This window comes from Micromonospora sp. NPDC005163 (genome assembly GCF_053599835.1).
Window position 1 is genome coordinate 86,705 of record NZ_JBSFYP010000020.1, and the last position, 16,699, is coordinate 103,403.

Annotated in this window: 16 protein-coding genes; 6 read left to right on the forward strand and 10 right to left on the reverse strand. The window is 72.9% G+C overall.

The window, feature by feature from the left end; translation table 11 throughout:
• Window positions 1–53: 53 nt before the first annotated feature.
• Window positions 54–614 carry an NADPH-dependent FMN reductase gene (locus ACWD6N_RS16245; RefSeq protein ID WP_354962379.1) on the reverse strand — a complete coding sequence of 187 codons (561 nt, stop codon included), beginning with the start codon at window positions 612–614 and terminating at the stop codon, window positions 54–56.
• A gap of 136 nt (window positions 615–750) precedes the next feature.
• Between ACWD6N_RS16245 and ACWD6N_RS16250 the strand changes: the two genes are divergently transcribed.
• A complete protein-coding gene (locus ACWD6N_RS16250) occupies window positions 751–1,215 on the forward strand; it encodes a MarR family winged helix-turn-helix transcriptional regulator (protein WP_354962380.1) in 465 nt (154 codons plus the stop codon).
• Window positions 1,216–1,226: 11 nt separating this feature from the next.
• On the opposite strand, the gene ACWD6N_RS16255 is transcribed toward ACWD6N_RS16250, so the two are convergent.
• The 9 genes from ACWD6N_RS16255 to ACWD6N_RS16295 all read right to left on the reverse strand — a co-directional run bounded on the left by ACWD6N_RS16255 (window position 1,227) and on the right by ACWD6N_RS16295 (window position 11,003).
• Entirely contained in the window at window positions 1,227–1,838 is a 612-nt protein-coding gene (locus ACWD6N_RS16255) for an FMN reductase (RefSeq protein WP_354962381.1), read from the reverse strand.
• Window positions 1,835–2,932 (reverse strand): LLM class flavin-dependent oxidoreductase, encoded by a 1,098-nt coding sequence (locus tag ACWD6N_RS16260; protein ID WP_387322268.1) that lies wholly within the window; start codon window positions 2,930–2,932, stop codon window positions 1,835–1,837. Before ACWD6N_RS16260 ends, ACWD6N_RS16255 begins: the two co-directional genes overlap by 4 nt.
• A 126-nt stretch (window positions 2,933–3,058) precedes the next feature.
• A complete protein-coding gene (locus ACWD6N_RS16265; RefSeq protein WP_354962383.1) occupies window positions 3,059–3,559 on the reverse strand; it encodes an anthrone oxygenase family protein in 501 nt (166 codons plus the stop codon).
• A 1-nt stretch (window position 3,560) separates the two neighbouring features.
• Entirely contained in the window at window positions 3,561–4,400 is an 840-nt protein-coding gene (locus ACWD6N_RS16270) for a Rossmann-fold NAD(P)-binding domain-containing protein (RefSeq protein ID WP_354962384.1), read from the reverse strand.
• Window positions 4,401–4,527: 127 nt separating this feature from the next.
• Window positions 4,528–6,375 (reverse strand): IucA/IucC family protein, encoded by a 1,848-nt coding sequence (locus tag ACWD6N_RS16275; protein WP_354962385.1) that lies wholly within the window; start codon window positions 6,373–6,375, stop codon window positions 4,528–4,530.
• Entirely contained in the window at window positions 6,372–6,995 is a 624-nt protein-coding gene (locus tag ACWD6N_RS16280) for a GNAT family N-acetyltransferase (RefSeq protein ID WP_354962386.1), read from the reverse strand. The genes ACWD6N_RS16275 and ACWD6N_RS16280 overlap by 4 nt, the downstream gene beginning before the upstream one ends.
• A complete protein-coding gene (locus tag ACWD6N_RS16285) occupies window positions 6,992–8,281 on the reverse strand; it encodes a lysine N(6)-hydroxylase/L-ornithine N(5)-oxygenase family protein (protein ID WP_354962387.1) in 1,290 nt (429 codons plus the stop codon). Before ACWD6N_RS16285 ends, ACWD6N_RS16280 begins: the two co-directional genes overlap by 4 nt.
• 29 nt (window positions 8,282–8,310) lie before the next feature.
• Window positions 8,311–9,861, reverse strand: a complete 1,551-nt coding sequence (locus ACWD6N_RS16290; protein WP_387322265.1) for a pyridoxal phosphate-dependent decarboxylase family protein — start codon at window positions 9,859–9,861, stop codon at window positions 8,311–8,313.
• A 110-nt stretch (window positions 9,862–9,971) separates the two neighbouring features.
• Window positions 9,972–11,003 (reverse strand): ABC transporter substrate-binding protein, encoded by a 1,032-nt coding sequence (locus tag ACWD6N_RS16295; protein WP_354962388.1) that lies wholly within the window; start codon window positions 11,001–11,003, stop codon window positions 9,972–9,974.
• A gap of 246 nt (window positions 11,004–11,249) precedes the next feature.
• Here ACWD6N_RS16295 and ACWD6N_RS16300 point away from each other — a divergent pair, with 246 nt between their 5' ends.
• Genes ACWD6N_RS16300 through ACWD6N_RS16320 form a run of 5 tightly spaced genes read left to right on the forward strand, consistent with a single transcriptional unit; the run spans window position 11,250 to window position 16,692 of the window.
• Window positions 11,250–12,200 carry a FecCD family ABC transporter permease gene (locus ACWD6N_RS16300; protein WP_354962588.1) on the forward strand — a complete coding sequence of 317 codons (951 nt, stop codon included), beginning with the start codon at window positions 11,250–11,252 and terminating at the stop codon, window positions 12,198–12,200.
• Window positions 12,197–13,225, forward strand: coding sequence for a FecCD family ABC transporter permease (locus ACWD6N_RS16305; RefSeq protein ID WP_354962389.1), 1,029 nt, complete (start codon window positions 12,197–12,199; stop codon window positions 13,223–13,225). The genes ACWD6N_RS16300 and ACWD6N_RS16305 overlap by 4 nt, the downstream gene beginning before the upstream one ends.
• A 29-nt stretch (window positions 13,226–13,254) precedes the next feature.
• Entirely contained in the window at window positions 13,255–14,079 is an 825-nt protein-coding gene (locus ACWD6N_RS16310) for an ABC transporter ATP-binding protein (protein ID WP_354962390.1), read from the forward strand.
• Complete coding sequence (locus ACWD6N_RS16315; protein WP_387322262.1) at window positions 14,076–16,130, forward strand: penicillin acylase family protein; 2,055 nt, start codon at window positions 14,076–14,078, stop codon at window positions 16,128–16,130. Before ACWD6N_RS16310 ends, ACWD6N_RS16315 begins: the two co-directional genes overlap by 4 nt.
• Window positions 16,120–16,692: a GNAT family N-acetyltransferase gene (locus tag ACWD6N_RS16320; RefSeq protein ID WP_354962393.1), complete on the forward strand. Its 573-nt coding sequence runs from the start codon at window positions 16,120–16,122 to the stop codon at window positions 16,690–16,692. Before ACWD6N_RS16315 ends, ACWD6N_RS16320 begins: the two co-directional genes overlap by 11 nt.
• The last annotated feature ends 7 nt before the right edge of the window (window positions 16,693–16,699 follow it).

The window sequence follows — 16,699 nt, forward strand, 5'->3', positions numbered from 1 at the left end:
GCCGGCCGCGGGAAGGATCCCGGCGGCCGGCCCCGGATCGGTGTGAGACGTGGTCAGCGCTGGCGCAGGGGTGCGAGCGCGGTGCTCCAGGCCACGACCTGGTCGAGGGTGACGCCGAGCGCGTCCCGCTGGTGCTCGTTGGGCTTGAAGACGCTGAAGTTCTCGAAGTCGGTGAAGAGCGACAGCGCGACCTGGGACCGCACGTCGGCCATCTGGAGCTCAGCGGAGATCAGCCGCAGGTGCTCGACGGCCCGCGCACCGCCGACCGAGCCGTAGCTGACGAAGCCGACGGCCTTGTTGTTCCACTCGGCGTAGAGGAAGTCGATGGCGTTCTTCAGGGCGCCCGAGGTGGAGTGGTTGTACTCGGGCGTGACCATCACGAACCCGTCGAACGACGCGATGGTCTCGGCCCAGCGCAGCGTGTGCGGCTGGGTGTACTGGCCCATCGCCGGCGGGTACGCCTCGTCGAGGTGCGGCAGGTTGTGGTCGAGCAGGTCGATCAGCTCGAACTCCGCGTCGGAGCGCTGCTTGGCGACCTCGAGGACCCAGCGGGCGACGGCTTCGCCGTTACGGCCCGGGCGGGTGCTCCCGAGGATGATCCCGATCCTGGTCATGGTTGCGCCTTTCAGAAGTCCTTGCCTGGCGACGAGAACGCTAGCCATTTGTTGCTTCGTCAAGCAACCTCCTGATCCATGTCGAGCATCACAGCGAGGGCGAGCAGTTGCTCGGTCAAGCAACTAGGATGGGGGCATGTCCGGCAACTCCGCAGAACCCCTTCGCCCCCTCAACCCCGACGAGGAAGCCCTGGTCCGCTCCCTGGGCCAGCTGATGTTCGTCCTGCCCCGGGCCATCGACGCCGACATGACCGGCGACCGTCAGCTGCCGCTGACCGAGTACACGGCCCTCCGGGTCCTCTCCGAGGCGCCGGGCCGGCAGCTGCGGATGCACGAACTCGCCGCGGAATGCCAGCTCTCGCTCAGCGGGATGACGCGCACCATCATCCGGCTGGAGACGCAGGGCCTGGTCGAGCGGGTCCGCAGCGAGCAGGACGCCCGCGGCTGGAACGCCGTCCTCACCGACGCCGGCTTCGCCCGGTTGGAAGAGTCCTGGCCGAGCCACCTGACCGCCGTGCGGCGGCGGTTCCTGGACCACCTCGAGGGCGTCGATCTCGTCCAGCTGGCCCGTGCGTTCCGGCAGATCGGCACGGCTGACTGAGCCGGGTGCGCTCACCCGCCGAGCAGCCGCGCGAACGGCGTCGGGTCGTCGTACGGGTCGGCGGGAGCGGGCGAGTCGCGCCGCTGGACCTCGCGGGCCAGCTCGCCGGCCGCCCGGTCGATCCGTTGCACCAGGGAGCCCTGGGCCGCGTCGCCGGCACCCCAGTCCTCCGGCGCCGCGAACACCCCGGTCGGCACCACGACCGCGCGCAGGTAGCTGAAGAGCGGTCGCAGCGCGTGTTCCAGCACCAGCGAGTGCCGGCCCGTCCCCCCGGTGGCGGCGATCAGGACCGGCTTGTCGATCAGGGCCGTGTCGTCGAGGACGTCGACGAACATCTTGAAGATCCCGTTGTACGAACCGGAGAACGTCGGGGTCACCGCGACCAGCGCGTGGGCACGCCGGACGGTGTCCTGCACCCGTTCCAGCTCCTCCGACGGGTACCCGGCCAGCAGATTGTTGACCAGGTCGTGCCCGTGGTCGCGCACCTCGATCAGCTCCACGTCGACCTCGGCGCCGAGCCGCTCCAGCTCGCGGCGGACCGCGTCGGCCAGCCGGTCGGCGAGCATCCGGGTCGACGACGGCTGCCGCAGGCCGGCGGACACGACGGCGATGGTGCGCTTCATCGAAGCTCCTCCCCCGCAGCGGCAACCGTCGCCGCCTTGAGCGAGGCGTGGGTCGGGGCGTCCGGGACGTGGGCGGGACGGCCCACCGCGAACTCCTTGCGCAGCACCTGCACGACCTCGCCCAGCATCTCGATCTGCTCCAGCACGGTCTTGCGGGGGACGCCAATGCCGTCGACGTTGAAGAGTTGGCGCTGGTAGTCGCCGCCGGCGTACTCCCGGAAGGTCAGGGTTCGGTCGATCACCTCCTGCGGGCTGCCGACCAGGAGCGCCGTCTGCCTCATCGTCTCCTCCAGGGACGGCCCGTGCCCGTACGCGGCGGAGTTGTCGAAGTACGGACGAAACTCGCGGACCGCGTCCTGGGAGTTGCGCCGCATGAACACCTGCGCGCCCAGGCCCACGATCGCCTGATCCGCCGGGCCGTGCCCGTAGTGCTCGAACCGTCGGCGGTAGAGCTCGACCATCCGCTGGACGTGCGCCTTGGGCCAGAGCAGGTTGTTGTGCAGGAACCCGTCGCCGTAGTAGGCGGCCTGCTCGGCGATCTCCGGGCTGCGGATCGAGCCGTGCCAGACGAACGGGGGCACCCCGTCGAGCGGGCGCGGCGTGGAGGTGAACGACTGCAGCGGAGTGCGGTAGCGGCCCTCCCAGTCGACCACGTCCTCGCGCCACAGCCGGCGCAGCAGGTCGTAGTTCTCGATGGCGAGAGGGATGCCGGCGCGGATGTCCTTGCCGAACCACGGGTAGACCGGGCCGGTGTTGCCACGGCCCATCATCAGGTCTACCCGGCCGTCGGCGAGGTGCTGGAGCATCGCGTAGTCCTCGGCGATCTTCACCGGGTCGTTCGTGGTGATCAGCGTGGTCGAGGTCGACAGCAACAGCCGCTCGGTACGCGCCGCGATGTAACCGAGCATGGTGGTCGGCGACGAGGGCACGAACGGCGGGTTGTGGTGCTCGCCGATGGCGAAGACATCCAACCCGACGTCCTCGGCCAACGTGGCGTACTCCAGCACGGCCTTGATCCGCTCGTGCTCCGACGGCATCCGCCCGGCCACCGGGTCCCGTGCCAGATCCCCCACGCCGAAGATTCCGAACTGCATCTGAAGTCGCCGCCTCACTCGTACCGGTTGTGCCTGACGCTCGTCAGCAACCCGGGACACACGCGGCAGATTCCTTGACCAGTCAAGTACTTACGTGACGGCGGTCACGTGGAGCGAGCGGGCGGCTCAGCCGGGCAGTCGGCCGAGCGCGACCAGGGCCCAGGTGAGCAGCCCGAACGCGCCGGTCGAGGCGACGGCCCGGACCACGTTGCCGCGCACCCAGGCAGCCTCGAAGCCCTCCCGCAAGCCGGCCAGGTCGGCGACCCGGTCGACGTCGCCGGCCTGCGCCAGCACGTTGTTGAGGGGCACGTTGACGACGGCCGTGACGCCGAGCACCACCAGGTACAGCAGCAGCGCGGCGACGATCCACGGCAGCACCGCGCGGTGCCCGGCGTCCAGGTGCAGTGCCGCCGCCAGCAGCGTGAACACCAACGCACCGCCGAAGCAGACGGCGAACCACCCGTTGAGGATGGACTCGTTGATCCGCTGCATGGCGAGCACCAGCGTCCGGTCGTCGGTGCGGGCCAGGCCCGGCATGACCGCGTACGAGAACGCGGTGAACAGCCCAGCGGTCAGACCGGTGGTCACGGTGGCGGCGAGCAGGCTCGCGGTTCGCAGGACACTCATCTCACACCGCCCAGACGCTGGTCGCGGCGGCGGCCCGGGCGTACCCGCTGAAGTCAGCTGGGTCGCGGCCGAGAGCCCGCCGCACGCCGTCGGTCAGGCTCGCGTTGCGACCGTCGAGCACCGTGCCGAAGAGGTACGCCAGCAACGCCACCGTCTCCGCCGGCACGCCGGCACCGCGCAGCGCGTCGGCGTACTCCGCCGGGTCGACCGGGACGAACCGGATCGGTCGGCCGCTGGCCTGGGCGATCTCCGCGATCGCGTCGGCGAAGGTCAGCAGACGCGGTCCGGTCACCTCGTACACCTCGCCAGCGTGGCCCTCGGCGGTCAGCGCGGCCACCGCGATGTCGGCGATGTCGTCGACGTCCACGAACGGCTCCGGCACGTCACCGATGGGCAGCGCCACGGTGCCCGAGCGCACCGCGTCGGTCAGGTCCCCCTCGCTGAAGTTCTGTTGGAACCAGCTCGCCCGGACCACCGTCCAGGTGCCACCGGCGTCGTCGAGCACCTTCCGGACGGCCTGTTCGGCCTGCTCGGCCTCGGCCTCGCCGCGCCCGGAGAGCAGGACCACGCGGTCCACTCCCCCGGCGACGGCGAGCCGGGTGAACGCGTCGACCGCCGGCACCGCCCCGGGCACCGCGAGGTCGGGCTGGTAGCTCAGGTACACCGACCGGACGCCGGCCAACGCGGCCGGCCAGGTGGCCCGGTCGGTCCAGTCGAAGGGCAGAGCGCCGGCGCGGGAGCCGAGCCGGACCGGCAGCCCTCGGGCGGCGAGCCGGGCGGCGACCCGGCGGCCGGTCTTGCCGGTGCCACCCAGGACGAGTACGGGGGAGGTTTCAGTCACGCCTCCATTGCACTGGCCGGCGAACGCTTCGACCATGCGTCACACCGTCGGGTGCATACGCAATCGTCTCGCGGTCGCGCCCCGGCCGGGTGTCAGCCTCGCCGACCCGGCCGGAGCGCGACCGGTGTCACCGGGCCGGCGCGTAGCGGGCCAGCGGATTGGTCAGCGTGCCGACGAACTGGAGGGCGGCCGACGGGTCGGCCAGGTCGATCATCTGCTGGTTGTCGCGCAGTTGCAGCCGGTTGAGGCAGGACAGCGCGAACTCCGGGGCGAACAGGTCGTAGCGGCGGGCACGCTCGGCCAGGTGCGGCACCCGGTCCAGGTAGTCGGCGGCGCAGGCCGCGACCGTACGCCAGAAGGCGTCCTCGGCCAGCACTCCGGCCTCGACCAGCACCGCGTTGAGGTGGCGCAGGAAGCAGTCGACCACGTCGGTGAAGATGGTCAGCAGTTTGGTGTCGTCGGGCACCTCGACCCGGATCCGCTCCACCGCGGGCGGCAGCTCGACCTCGGTGCTCATCACCGCGATCTCCTCGGCGATGTCCTTGAAGATCACCCGCTCGACGGTGTCCCGCTCGTCGAGGACCAGGATGACGTTCTCGCCGTGCGGCATGAACGCCAGATCGTGGGCGTAGAAGCTGTGCAGCAGCGGGGTCAGGTAGGCGTCCAGGTAGCGGCGAAGCCACACCTCGGGCGCCAGCCCGGACCGGGCGATCAGCTCCGCGGCCAGCGAGCCGCCGTCACTGTCCACGTGCAGCAGCGCGGCCATGGTGGTCAGTCGCCGGCCCGGCGCCAGGCCGGGGACCGGACTCTCCCGCCACAGCGCGGCCAGCATCTTCCGGTACGGGGAGGTGCGGTCGGTGGCCGCCTCGTACTGCCGGTGCCGGTAGCCCACCGCGGCCCGCTCCCGGATGACCGTCAGCCCGGTGCCGGCCAGCACCTCGTCCCCCGCGATCAGGTCCGCCAGCCAGTCGTTGATGGCCGGCGTGGCCGCCATGTACGCGGCCGACAGACCGCGCATGAAGCCCATGTTCAGCACCGACAGCGCGGTCTTCACGTAGTGCCGGCCCGGCTCGGTGACGTTGAAGAAGGTGCGGATGGACTGCTGGGCGAGGTACTCGTCCGACCCGGGGCCGAGGTGCACGAGCCGCCGCTCGGCCAGCTCGCCGGCGAAGGTGACCGCCAGCTTGTTCCACCACTGCCACGGGTGCGCCGGGATCAGGTGGTAGTCGGCGAGATCCAGCCCCAGGCCGGCCATCGTCGCGGCGAACCGGGCCCGGGTGTCGACGTCCAGCTCACCCTCGATCAGCGTGTCGTAGTCGAGGTCGGCGGCGCTGCTGAACGTCGAGTGGTCCCGGTGTGCGGCCAGCCACTCCAGTCGGACCGGCGCGGCGGCCTCCGGGGCGTACCGGTGGTACTCGTCGACGCCGAAGCCGAGCCGGCCGTTGTTGGCCACGAAGCAGGGGTGGCCCTCGGTCATCGACGTCTCGATGGTCTGGAAGTCCGCCCCGGCCAGCTCGGCGGCGTCCGGCGCGGGGCGGGCCAGCTTGTACGCGGTGCCGGCGAGGGTGGAGGTGATCTCCTCCAGGTAGACCGGAAGCACCCGCGCGGAGAGCCCGAGAGTGTCGCGCAGCTCGACGATGAGGTCGACCGCGTCGGGCGGCAGGGCGACCCCGTCGCGGTGCCGGGTGATGCTGTCCGGGTCGATCTGCCAGTGCGCCAGGGCGAACACCCGCGCGGCGAACCGGTAGGTGACCGCGCCGTCGTCGCTGCGGACCTCGTACCACTGCCGGTCGTCGGTGGTGACCGGGACGGGCTCCGGGGTGATCAGCCGTTCGTGGGTGAACTCGGCGAGCGCCTTGCGGACCAGCAGCCGGTTGGCCCGGGCCCAGCGCTGCGGGGTGAGATGCCCGACCGGGTCGACGGCGGCCGAGGCGGCGGCGGAGGACGGCTGGGTGGGGACGGCGGTGGCGGTCACGCCGGGGCTCCTTCGGTTCGGGTGGCGGCTGCGCGGTCTGTGGCGGCCCGGTCGGCCGCTGCCTGGTCGGTCGCGGCGTGGAACCGGGCCCGGGTGCAGACGCTCAGCAGCGCCTCCTTCTCGGGCTTGGCGATGGCGCCGACGACCTCGAAACCGACGGCGGCGTTCAGCGCGTGCACGGCGGTGTTGCGCACGTCCGGCTCGACCACCACCCGGCGGGTCGCCGGGTCGGCGAAGAGCCAGGCCATGACGGTGGTGATGACCGCCCGGGTGAAGCCGTGCACGGGGGTGCCGGTGGGCGCGCAGAGGAAGTGCATGCCCACGTCGCCGGGCTGGGCGTCGTACAGGCCGACCAGCTCGACGCGCGCCGGGTCGTAGCGTTCGGCCAGGAAGGCCGGACGTCCGTCGCACAGGCCGAGGTACGCGTCGTGGTGCGGGTGGGCGGCGATCCGCCGGTACTCCTCGGCCACCCCGGCCGGGTCGGCGTCCTGCATCAGCCAGAACGCCGCCTTCGGGTGGGTCACCCAGGCGTGCAGCAGCGCGGCGTCGGCGTCCGGGTCGAGGGTACGCAGCGTGAACTCACCGAGCCGGTCGTCGACGCGGGTGTAGACGACGGTCACGACGCCACCCCGGCGGGCGCGCCGAACTCCTGGAAGGTGATGCTCTTCTCGATCGGGTAGTGCTCCCGGCCGAGCAGCTCCCGGATGATCCACGAGTTGCGGTACGCGCCCATGCCCAGGTCCGGTGAGGTGATGCTGTGCGTGTGGGTGCCCGCGTTCTGCAGGAAGATGCCCCGGCCGGTGTGGTCGATGCTGTAGTTGCGGGCCACGTCGAATCGGCCGCGCGCGTCCCAGCGGATCCGGTCGCGCACCGGCGTGAGGAACTCCGGCACCCGGTAGTGGTAACCGGTCGCCAGCACCAGGCCCTCGGTCCGCAGGGTGAAGTCGCGCTCCTGCTCCACCTGACGCAACCCGAGCGTGTACGCCCCGTCGTGGTGGTCGGCGCCGGTCAGCTCGGTGTTGGTGAGCAGCCGGGTGTTCACCGGCCCGTCGACGCTGTGCGCGTAGAGCAGGTCGAAGATGTCGTTGATCAGGTCCGCGTTGATCCCCTTGAACAGCCCCTTCTGCTCGGACTCCAGCCGGTAGCGGGTCGCCTCGGGCAGCGCGTGGAAGTAGTCCACGTAGTCCGGTGACGTCATCTCCAGAGTCAGCTTGGTGTATTCGAGGGGGAAGAACCGCGGCGAGCGGGTCACCCAGTTCAGTTGGTAGCCGTACCGGTCGAGGTCGCCGAGCAGGTCGTGGTAGATCTCGGCGGCGCTCTGCCCGCTGCCCACCACGGTGATGCTGCGTTTGGTGCGCAGCGCGTCCCGGTGCTCCAGGTAGCGCGAGTTGTGCACCGCGTCGCCGGGCAGCGCGGCGACGGCGGGCGGCAGGTGCGGCGGGGTGCCGGTGCCGAGCACCAGGTGCCGGGCCCGGTATTCGACCGTCTCCCCCGCGGCGGTGCTGGCCCGCACCACGTACCCCTCGTCGGCGGGGTCGTACTCCACGGTGGTGACCGTCTGGCCGAAGCGCAGGCTCGGCAGCTTCGCCGCAGCCCACCGGCAGTAGGCGTCGTACTCGCTGCGCAGCGGGTAGAAGCTCTCCCGGATGTAGAACGGGTAGAGCCGGCCGATCTCCTTCAGGTAGTTGAGGAAGGAGTACGGCGAGGTGGGGTCCGCGAGGCTGACCAGGTCCGCGAAGAACGGGGTCTGCAACCGGGCCGACTCCAGCAGCATGCCGGGGTGCCAGGCCAGGCTCGGCCGGGCCTCCAGGAACACCCCGTCCAGCTCGTCGATCGGCGCGGTGAGGCAGGCCAGGCCCAGGTTGTACGGGCCCAGCCCGATGGCGATGAAGTCGTGGGTGGACATCCGGCCCTCCAGGCGCGGGTTCGCCGGCATCAGCCGACGTGGCAGGTCAGGTCGGCGGCGGTACGGTCGTGCACGTACCGGCCGGCGTGGGTGGCGATCAGTTCGAGCACGTGCCCGACGTCGTCGAGAGTCGTGGCCGGGTTCAGCAGGGTGAACTTCAGGAAGTGCCGGCCGTCCACCCGGGTCCCGGCGACGAGCGCGGCGCCGGAGGCGGCCAGCGCCTCCCGGGCGTGCAGGTTGGCCGCGTCGGCGAACTCCCGGGCAGGGCCGGTGGGCAGGTAACGGAACACCACCGTGCTCAGCTCCGAGCGGGTCACGACCTCGAAGCGGGGATCCTCGCTGACCAACTCCCAGGCGTCGGCGGCCCGGTCGACCACCTCGTCGAAGAGCGCGCCGAGCGCGTCCGGGCCCATCACCCGCAGGGTCAGCCAGAGCTTCAGCGCGTCGAAGCGGCGGGTGGTCTGCAGGCTCTTGTCGACCTGGTTGGGGATCCGCTGCTCCACCATCCGCGCCGGGTTGAGGTAGTCGGCGTGGTAGGTGGCGTGCCGCAGCACCCGCCGGTCGCGCACCAGCAGCGCGCTGGAGCTGACCGGCTGGAAGAACGACTTGTGGTAGTCGACGGTCACCGAGTCGGCCCGATCGATGCCGTCGAGCAGGTGCCGCCGGGTCCGCGAGACCAGCAGGCCGCAGCCGTACGCGGCGTCGACGTGCAGCCACACCCCGGCTGCCGCGCAGACCCCGGCCAGGTCGGCGAGCGGGTCGATGGAGCCGAAGTCGGTGGTGCCGGCGGTGCCGACGACCGCCATGACCACCAGCCCGGCCTGCCGGCACCGGGCGATCTCGTCGCGGACGGCGGTCGGGCGGATGCGGCGCTGCGGGTCGGTGGGCACCGCGAGCACCGCGTCCGGGGCCAGGCCGAGCAGCTTGGCGGACTTCTGCACGCTGAAGTGACCGGCCGCGGAGGTGAGGACACGCAGGCGGGGCAGCAGGTCGGCGCGGGCCGCCGGAGTGGTCGCGGCGGCGCACGCCTCCTCCCGGGCCAGCAGCAGCGCATGGAGGTTGGACTGGCTGCCCCCGGTGGTGAAGACGCCGTCGGCGGTGGGGCCGAGGCCGACCCGCGCGGCGGTCCAGTCGATCAGGCGCCGTTCGATGAGGGTGGCCCCGGCGCTCTGGTCCCAGGTGTCCAGGGAGGAGTTCACGGCGGTGAGCACCGCCTCGCCGAGCAGTGCCGGGATGGCCACCGGGCAGTTGAGGTGGGCGAGGTAGCGGGGGTGGTGGAACCAGACGGCGTCGCGCAGGTAGACGTCCTCCAGCTCGTCCAGCGCGGCGTCCGCGTCGCCCAGGGGTCGGTCCAGGTCGACGCCATCGACCACGGGCGCCAGCTCGGCCGGGGTGATCCCGGTGCCGGGCCGGTCCACGGTGGCCACCCGGCGGGCGACCCGGTCGACGCCGTCGGCGAGTGTCCGCCGGTACTGCTCGACCGAGTCGCCGTGCAGCAGCTGGGCCCGCGCGACTGCCGGCGCGGTGGCCGGTGCCGATGGCGGCGCGGTGGTCTCGACGGGGTACGTCGGCAGGGTCACGGATGTCCTCCACGTTCTCGACGATGGGCAGCCGGAACCGTCCCCCGGCGCGGTCGAGCGCCGGGGGCCGTGCTGCCTTCGATTGGGTCGCCGGTCAGGCGGTCATGGCGTCAGCTGATCTTCTTCGCGTTCCGGATGGCGGTGGCGAGGTTCTCCAGCAGCGGCGCGGAGCCGGCGTACGAGAAGCGGGGCACCGTGTCCCACGGGGTCACCTGGTTGGCCTTGACCGCCGGCAGCTGCTGCCAGGTGGGCTTGGCGGTGAGGTCCTTGGGCTGCAGGGCGGTGCTGCGGTTGTCCAGCAGGATCAGGTCGGCCGGGAACTTGCCGGCGTTCTCCCAGCTCAGCGCCTCGAAGTAGTCGCCGGCTTCGAGCTTGGTGGGGACCACGATGTCCACGCCCAGCTCGGCGAAGTACATCAGGTCGGTGCTCACCTTGGGGTTGGAGACGTAGAACAGGTCGGGGCTGCCGGAGCAGGCCATGACCTTGATCGCCGGGTTGGCCTTGACGGCCTGGCGGACCGCCTCGGCGCCGGCCTCGAAGCGGGCCTTTGCGTCGGTGACCTTCTTCGCGGACAGGTCCGCGCCGAGCGACTCGGCCAGCGCGGCGTACCGCTCGATGGGCTTGGTCATCGGCACCCGGGCGGTGGTGATCGCCACGCTCGGCGCCAGCGGCAGGATCTTGGTCTTGCTCTCGTCCGGCACGTACCAGAGGGCGTCCGGGTCGTACATGTGCGTGACCAGCAGCTCGGGGCGCAGCGCCGCGTACTTCTCCAGGCTGAACTCGCCCCACACGTTGCCGAGGATCTCCACGGCCTCGATGTTCAGGTCGCCGGCCTGCGGTTCGGCCGTGCCGTCGGCGCGCTTGGTCTCGCCGAACACGCCGACGAGCTGCTTGTCGAGACCGAAATCGATCAGTGCGGCCGCTACCCCCGTGAAGGCCACCACGCGGGTCGGACGAGCCGCCACCTCGATCTTCTGGTTGCGGTCGTCGGTGAACGACCAGGGGCCACTTCCGTTGCTGGCGTCGGGCTTCTGGGCGTCGTCCTTGCCACAGCCGGCGAGCAGGGCGGCCAGCGTGGCGGCGCCACCGGCGGCCAGCAGGCCACGACGGGAGAGGCGACGGGCGGACAGGGCATCGGGCATGGTGTTGTCTTTCGATCAGGGGACGGCCGGGGTCGACCAGGACGGCGGGGTTAGGTTAGCCTAACCTCGTTCGTTGTCAACATCGGTACGTCGTGTCGCCACACCCCGGAGCCCACACTGGACGCCACACCCTCCGTCACCAGACCGGCACCAACCGTGCCAGCTGACCTGGCGGCACCACCCCTCGCACCACCGCCGGTGCGGCGCGGTCGCGACGCGGCCCGCGCCACCGGCCTGATCGGCGCCGTGGCGCTGCTCGGCGTGGTCCTGCTGCTCAGCATCGCGGTCGGCGCGAAGTCCATGTCACTCGGCGACGTCTGGTCCGGGTTGCTGCACCGCGACGCCACCGAGTACGCCGTGGTGCACCGGATGCGCCTGCCACGCACCCTGCTCGGGCTGATCGCCGGCGCGGCGCTCGGGGTCGCCGGCGCGGTGATGCAGGCCCTCACCCGCAACCCGCTCGCCGACCCCGGGCTGCTCGGCATCAACGCCGGCGCCTCCGCCGCCGTCGCCTCCGCCGCCGCCTTCCTGGGCGTCACGGCCATCGGCGGGTACGTCTGGTTCGCGCTGCTCGGCGCGGCGGTGGTCACCGCGCTGGTCTACGCCGTGGGTGGCGGACGCGGGGCCACTCCGGCCCGCCTCGCGCTGGCGGGCGCGGCGCTGAACGCCACCCTCTACTCGTACGTGAGCGCGGTGATGCTGCTGGACACCGCCTCGCTGGAGCGGCTGCGGTTCTGGACGGTCGGCTCACTGGCCAGTGCGGACTCCGCGACCGTGACCCGGGTGCTGCCGTTCATCCTGGTCGGCCTGCTGGTCGCGCTCGGCGCCGCCCGCCCGCTGAACGCCCTCGCGCTCGGCGACGACGCCGCGCGCGCCCTGGGCGCCCGACCCGCGCTGATCCGGGCCGCCGTGATCGTCGCGGTGACCCTGCTCTGCGGCGCGGCGACCGCGGCCTGCGGCCCGATCGTCTTCGTCGGGCTGCTGGTGCCGCATCTGGTCCGCGCCCTGATCGGCCCCGACCTGCGCTGGCTGCTGCCGTACTGCGCGGTGCTCGCACCGGTGCTGCTGCTCGGCGCCGACGTGCTGGGCCGGGTGCTGGGCCGGCCGGGTGAACTCCAGGTCGGCATGGTCACCGCCGTGCTGGGCGGCCCCCTCTTCCTCTGGCTGGTCACCCGCGGACGGGTGGCCCACCCATGACCGTCCTCCGTACCCCGGGCGGGCTCTCGCTGCGCTTCCGCCCCCGCGCGCTGATCGTCGGCGCCGGTGCCGCGCTGCTCGCCGCCGGGCTGGGTCTGGTCGCCCTGGGCAGCGGCGACTACCCGATGGGCGCGGCCGACGTGCTGCGCACGTTGACCGGCGGCGGCACACCGGCCGAGCAGTTCATCGTCGGGGAGCTGCGGCTGCCCCGGTTGGTCACCGCCCTGCTGGTCGGCGCGGCGCTGGCGCTGGCCGGCACCGTGTTCCAGTCCCTGGTACGCAACCCGCTGGGCAGCCCCGACGTGCTCGGCTTCACCCAGGGCGCGGCGACCGGCGCGCTGGTGGTGGTCGTCCTCGGCGGCGGCAGCCTGGCGCTGGCCGGCGCGGCGGTGGCCGGCGGGCTCGGCACCGGCGTGCTGATCTACGCGCTCGCCTGGCGGCGCGGGGTGCACGGTCACCGGCTGATCCTGGTCGGCATCGGCGTCGCCGCGATCCTCACCGGGGTCAACGGCTACCTGCTGACCCGGGCGCCACTGATGGACGCCGCCCGCGCCGTGCTCTGGCTCACCGGCAGCCTGGACGGCCGGGGCTGGGCCAACGCCGGGCCGCTGCTCGCCGTCGTGGCCGTGCTGGCACCGCTGGTGCTCATCGGCTGCGCCCCGGCGCTGCGAATGATGGAACTGGGCGACGACACGGCCAGCGCCCTCGGCGTGCCGGTGCGGCTGCTGCGCCTGGTGCTGCTCGCCGCCGCGGTGCTGCTGGTCTCGTTCGCCGCGGCCGCCGCCGGGCCGGTGTCCTTCGTGGCGCTGGTCGCGCCGCACGTGGCGAAGCGGTTGACCCGCGCGCCGGGCCCGAACCTGGTGCCGTCGATGGCGGTCGGCGCGGCGCTGCTGGTCGGTGCCGACCTGCTGGCCCAGCGTGCCTTCACCGGGCACCAGCTTCCGGTCGGTGTGGTGACCGGGGTGATCGGCGGCGGCTACCTGGTGTGGCTGCTGGCCATGGAACGCCGGGCGGGTCGGCTGTGAACACCCGCGACGCCTTCGAAGGAGCATCCATGCACCCCGGCAGTTCACGGCTCGGCGGCACCGCGCTGACCCTCGCCTACGATCGGCGCACCATCACCGAGGACCTGACCGTGGCGGTGCCCGACCGGTCGTTCACGGTGATCATCGGCCCGAACGCCTGCGGCAAGTCGACCCTGCTGCGCGCCCTGTCCCGGATGCTGCGCCCGACCACCGGCGCGGTGCTGCTGGACGGGCGGGACATCCACGACGTGCCCGCCCGGAAGGTGGCCCGCACCCTCGGCCTGCTGCCGCAGACGTCGATCGCGCCGGACGGGATCAGCGTCGCCGAACTGGTCGCCCGGGGCCGGTACCCACACCAGGGGCTGCTGCGGCAGTGGTCCCGGGAGGACGAGCGGGTCGTCGAGGAGTCGATGGCCGCCACCGGGGTCGCCGACCTCGCCGACCGGTCGGTGGACGAGCTCTCCGGCGGGCAGCGGCAACGGGTGTGGATCGCCATGGCGCTGGCCCAGCAGACCCCCCTGCTGCTGCTCGACGAGCCGACCACCTATCTCGACATCGCCCACCAGATCGAGATCCTGGACCTCTGCGCCCGGCTGCACGAGGAGCAGGGGCGCACGCTGGTCGCTGTGCTGCACGACCTCAACCACGCCGCCCGCTACGCCACCCACCTCATCGCCATGCGCGACGGGCGGGTGGTGGCCGCCGGCGAGCCGGCCTCGGTGGTCACCGCGGACCTGGTGGCCGAGGTGTTCGGGCTGCCCTGCCGGGTGATCGACGACCCGGAGACCGGCACCCCGCTGGTCATCCCCGCCGCCCGGCGCCGGGCCACCGTGCCCGCCCCGGAGCCGGCGTGAACGCTGAGCGGTTCCGCGACCGGTGGGGTGTGCCGCACCTGCGGGCCGGCGACCCGCTCGCCCTGGCGACGGCGCAGGGCCGGGTGACCGCGTACGACCGGGCGTGGCAGATCGAGGTGGAACGGCACCGGGCGCAGGGCACCAGCGCCGCCTTCCTCGGCGCTGACGCGCTCGGCTGGGACCGGTTCGCCCGGCAGGTCCGGCTCGACGACACCGCCCGCCGCTGCCACGCCGCGCTCGACCCGGCGACCGCCGCCTGGGTGGGCGCGTACGTGGCCGGGGTGAACGCCGGCCTCGCCGCCGGGGCGGCCCGCGCTCCCGAGTTCGCCGCCACAGGGCTGAGCCCGGGCCGGTGGCAGCCGTGGACGCCGCTGGCCATCTGGCTGGGTCACCACATCCTGTTCGCGGGGTTCCCCAGCAAGCTCTGGCGCGAGCACGTGGCGCGCCGGCTCGGCCCGGACGCGCGGGACCTGTTCGCCACCGACGGGCCGGCCGTCGCCGGCAGCAACGGATGGCTGCTCGCGGCCGAACGGACCGGCACCGGGGCGGCGCTGCTCGCCGGCGACCCGCACCGGTTCATCGAGGATCCCGGCGTCTACCAGCAGATCCGGTTGGCCTGCCCGGAGTACGACGTGGTCGGGCTGGCGATGCCGGGTGTGCCGGGCATCGCGCACTTCGCGCACGCCGGCGCAGTGGCCTGGGCGATCACCAACGCGATGGCCGACTACCAGGACCTGTACGCCGAGCGGCTGCGCCGGCAGCGCCCGGTGGTCGAAGCGCTCGGCCCGGACGGCTGGCGACCGGCACACACCCACGTCGAGACGATCGAGGTGGCTGGGGCGGACCCGGTCGAGGTCGAGGTGGTGGAGACCGAGCGAGGCCCGGTGATCGTCGGCGGGCCGGACGAGTCCAGCGCCATCAGCCTCCGCTACCCTCCCCGCGTCCGCGCCGAGCTGGGGTTCGCGGCGTTGCCGGAGCTGCTGCGCGCCCGGAGCGTGGCGGACGTGGACCGGGCACTGCGGCACTGGGTGGAGCCGGTCAACGTGGTGCAGGCGGCGGACACCGCCGGCGGGCTGCTGCACCGGGTCGCCGGCGCGGTGCCGGTGCGGAATCCGGAGAACGGCCGGGGGGTGGTCCCGGCCTGGCGGGCCGAGTACGCCTGGCGCGGCTGGTACGCGCCGCTGCCCCGGGCCGACGTGGCCGGCCGTGCGGTGATGGCCAACGAGCGGGGGCTGGCGGCGCCGCTGGGTGTCGAGTTCGCCCCGCCGCACCGGGCGCACCGGATCGCCGAGCTGCTCGACGCCGGCCACGCCTGGACGGCCGAGCGCCTGGCCGCCGTGCACACCGACACGTACCTGGCGTCGGCCGGTCCGCTGCTGGCGATCCTGGCCGGGGTGACCGGGCTCGGTCCGGATGCCGACGCGCTGCGTGAACGCCTGCTGCGCTGGGACCGGCGGATGGCCGCCGACAGCACCGACGCCGCGGACTTCGCCGTGCTGCGGTCGGCCGTCGTACGCCGGCTGGCTGCCCACCCGGCGCTGGCCGCGCTGGCCGAGCCGCCGGCGTACCCGGAGGTGTTCGCGCCCTGGCTGGCACTGACGCCGCGGGTCGGCTACGCGCTGTCGCACCTGCTCGGCGGCGCCCGGCTGCCCGGCGTGGACGTGGCGGCGCTGGTCCGCACGGCGGCCGAGGAGGTCGCGGGCGCGGCGGACGGGCAGGTGCGCTGGGGAGACCTGCACCGGTTGGCGCCGTGGCGGGCGCTGCCCGACCCGGACGCCGGCCCCGGCCCCCGCCTCGGCGGCGACCACGACTGCGTGCTGTCCACCTCCAGCGTGCCCGGGGTGACCCATTGGTGCTTCCGGGGACCGGCCGCGCGTTTCGTGTGGGACCTGGCCCGGCGGGACGACAGCCGCTGGGTGGTCCCGCTGGGCGCCTGCGGGGTGCCCGGCGACCCGCACCACGACGACCAGAGCCCGGCCTGGCTGGCCGGGGAGCTGTTGCCGGTGACCACGGGCTGGGAGAAGCTCACCGAGGAGCGTGATGAGCACTGACACCAGGACCGCCGATCGACACCGCCACCGGCGGGACATCCCCGCTTTTGGGCTGGTGACCATCCGGCCGGTGCGGCCCGACGAGGACGCCGACCTGTTGCACGCCTGGGTGACCCAGGAGCGGGCCCGGTTCTGGGGGATGCGCGAGGCGAGCCGTGAGCGGGTGCACGAGATCTACGCGTACCTGGACTCGCTGGCCACCCACCACGCGTACCTGGTGCACCGCGACGGCGTGCCGGTGGCGCTGGCGCAGACCTACCAGCCGGAGGCCGACCCGGTCGGCGAGCGCTACGACGTGCTTCCCGGCGACGTCGGCGTCCACCTGCTGATCGGGCCACCGGTGACGGTCGAGCGCGGCTTCACCGGCACGCTGTTCGGCGCGATCCTGGATTTCGTCCTCGCCGACCCCGGCCGCCTGCGGGTCGTCATGGAGCCGGACGCCCGCAACGACAAGGCCGTCGACCGGTTCGTGCGCGCCGGCTTCCGGCCCGGCCCGCTGATCGACCTGCCGGAGAAGCGCGCCCGGCTGCTCTTTCTCGACCGACCGGCGGCCACCGGCTGACGCCGGG

Excerpts from the sequence above, each read along its gene's own strand:
- ACWD6N_RS16250 (WP_354962380.1), top strand. The coding sequence starts at position 751 with ATGTCCGGCAACTCCGCAGAACCCCTTCGCCCCCTCAACCCCGACGAG.
- ACWD6N_RS16255 (WP_354962381.1), bottom strand. The coding sequence starts at position 1,838 with ATGAAGCGCACCATCGCCGTCGTGTCCGCCGGCCTGCGGCAGCCGTCG.
- ACWD6N_RS16320 (WP_354962393.1), top strand. The coding sequence starts at position 16,120 with ATGAGCACTGACACCAGGACCGCCGATCGACACCGCCACCGGCGGGAC.
- ACWD6N_RS16285 (WP_354962387.1), bottom strand. The coding sequence starts at position 8,281 with ATGTCCACCCACGACTTCATCGCCATCGGGCTGGGCCCGTACAACCTG.
- ACWD6N_RS16265 (WP_354962383.1), bottom strand. The coding sequence starts at position 3,559 with ATGAGTGTCCTGCGAACCGCGAGCCTGCTCGCCGCCACCGTGACCACC.
- ACWD6N_RS16260 (WP_387322268.1), bottom strand. The coding sequence starts at position 2,932 with ATGCAGTTCGGAATCTTCGGCGTGGGGGATCTGGCACGGGACCCGGTG.
- ACWD6N_RS16305 (WP_354962389.1), top strand. The coding sequence starts at position 12,197 with ATGACCGTCCTCCGTACCCCGGGCGGGCTCTCGCTGCGCTTCCGCCCC.
- ACWD6N_RS16245 (WP_354962379.1), bottom strand. The coding sequence starts at position 614 with ATGACCAGGATCGGGATCATCCTCGGGAGCACCCGCCCGGGCCGTAAC.
- ACWD6N_RS16310 (WP_354962390.1), top strand. The coding sequence starts at position 13,255 with ATGCACCCCGGCAGTTCACGGCTCGGCGGCACCGCGCTGACCCTCGCC.
- ACWD6N_RS16295 (WP_354962388.1), bottom strand. The coding sequence starts at position 11,003 with ATGCCCGATGCCCTGTCCGCCCGTCGCCTCTCCCGTCGTGGCCTGCTG.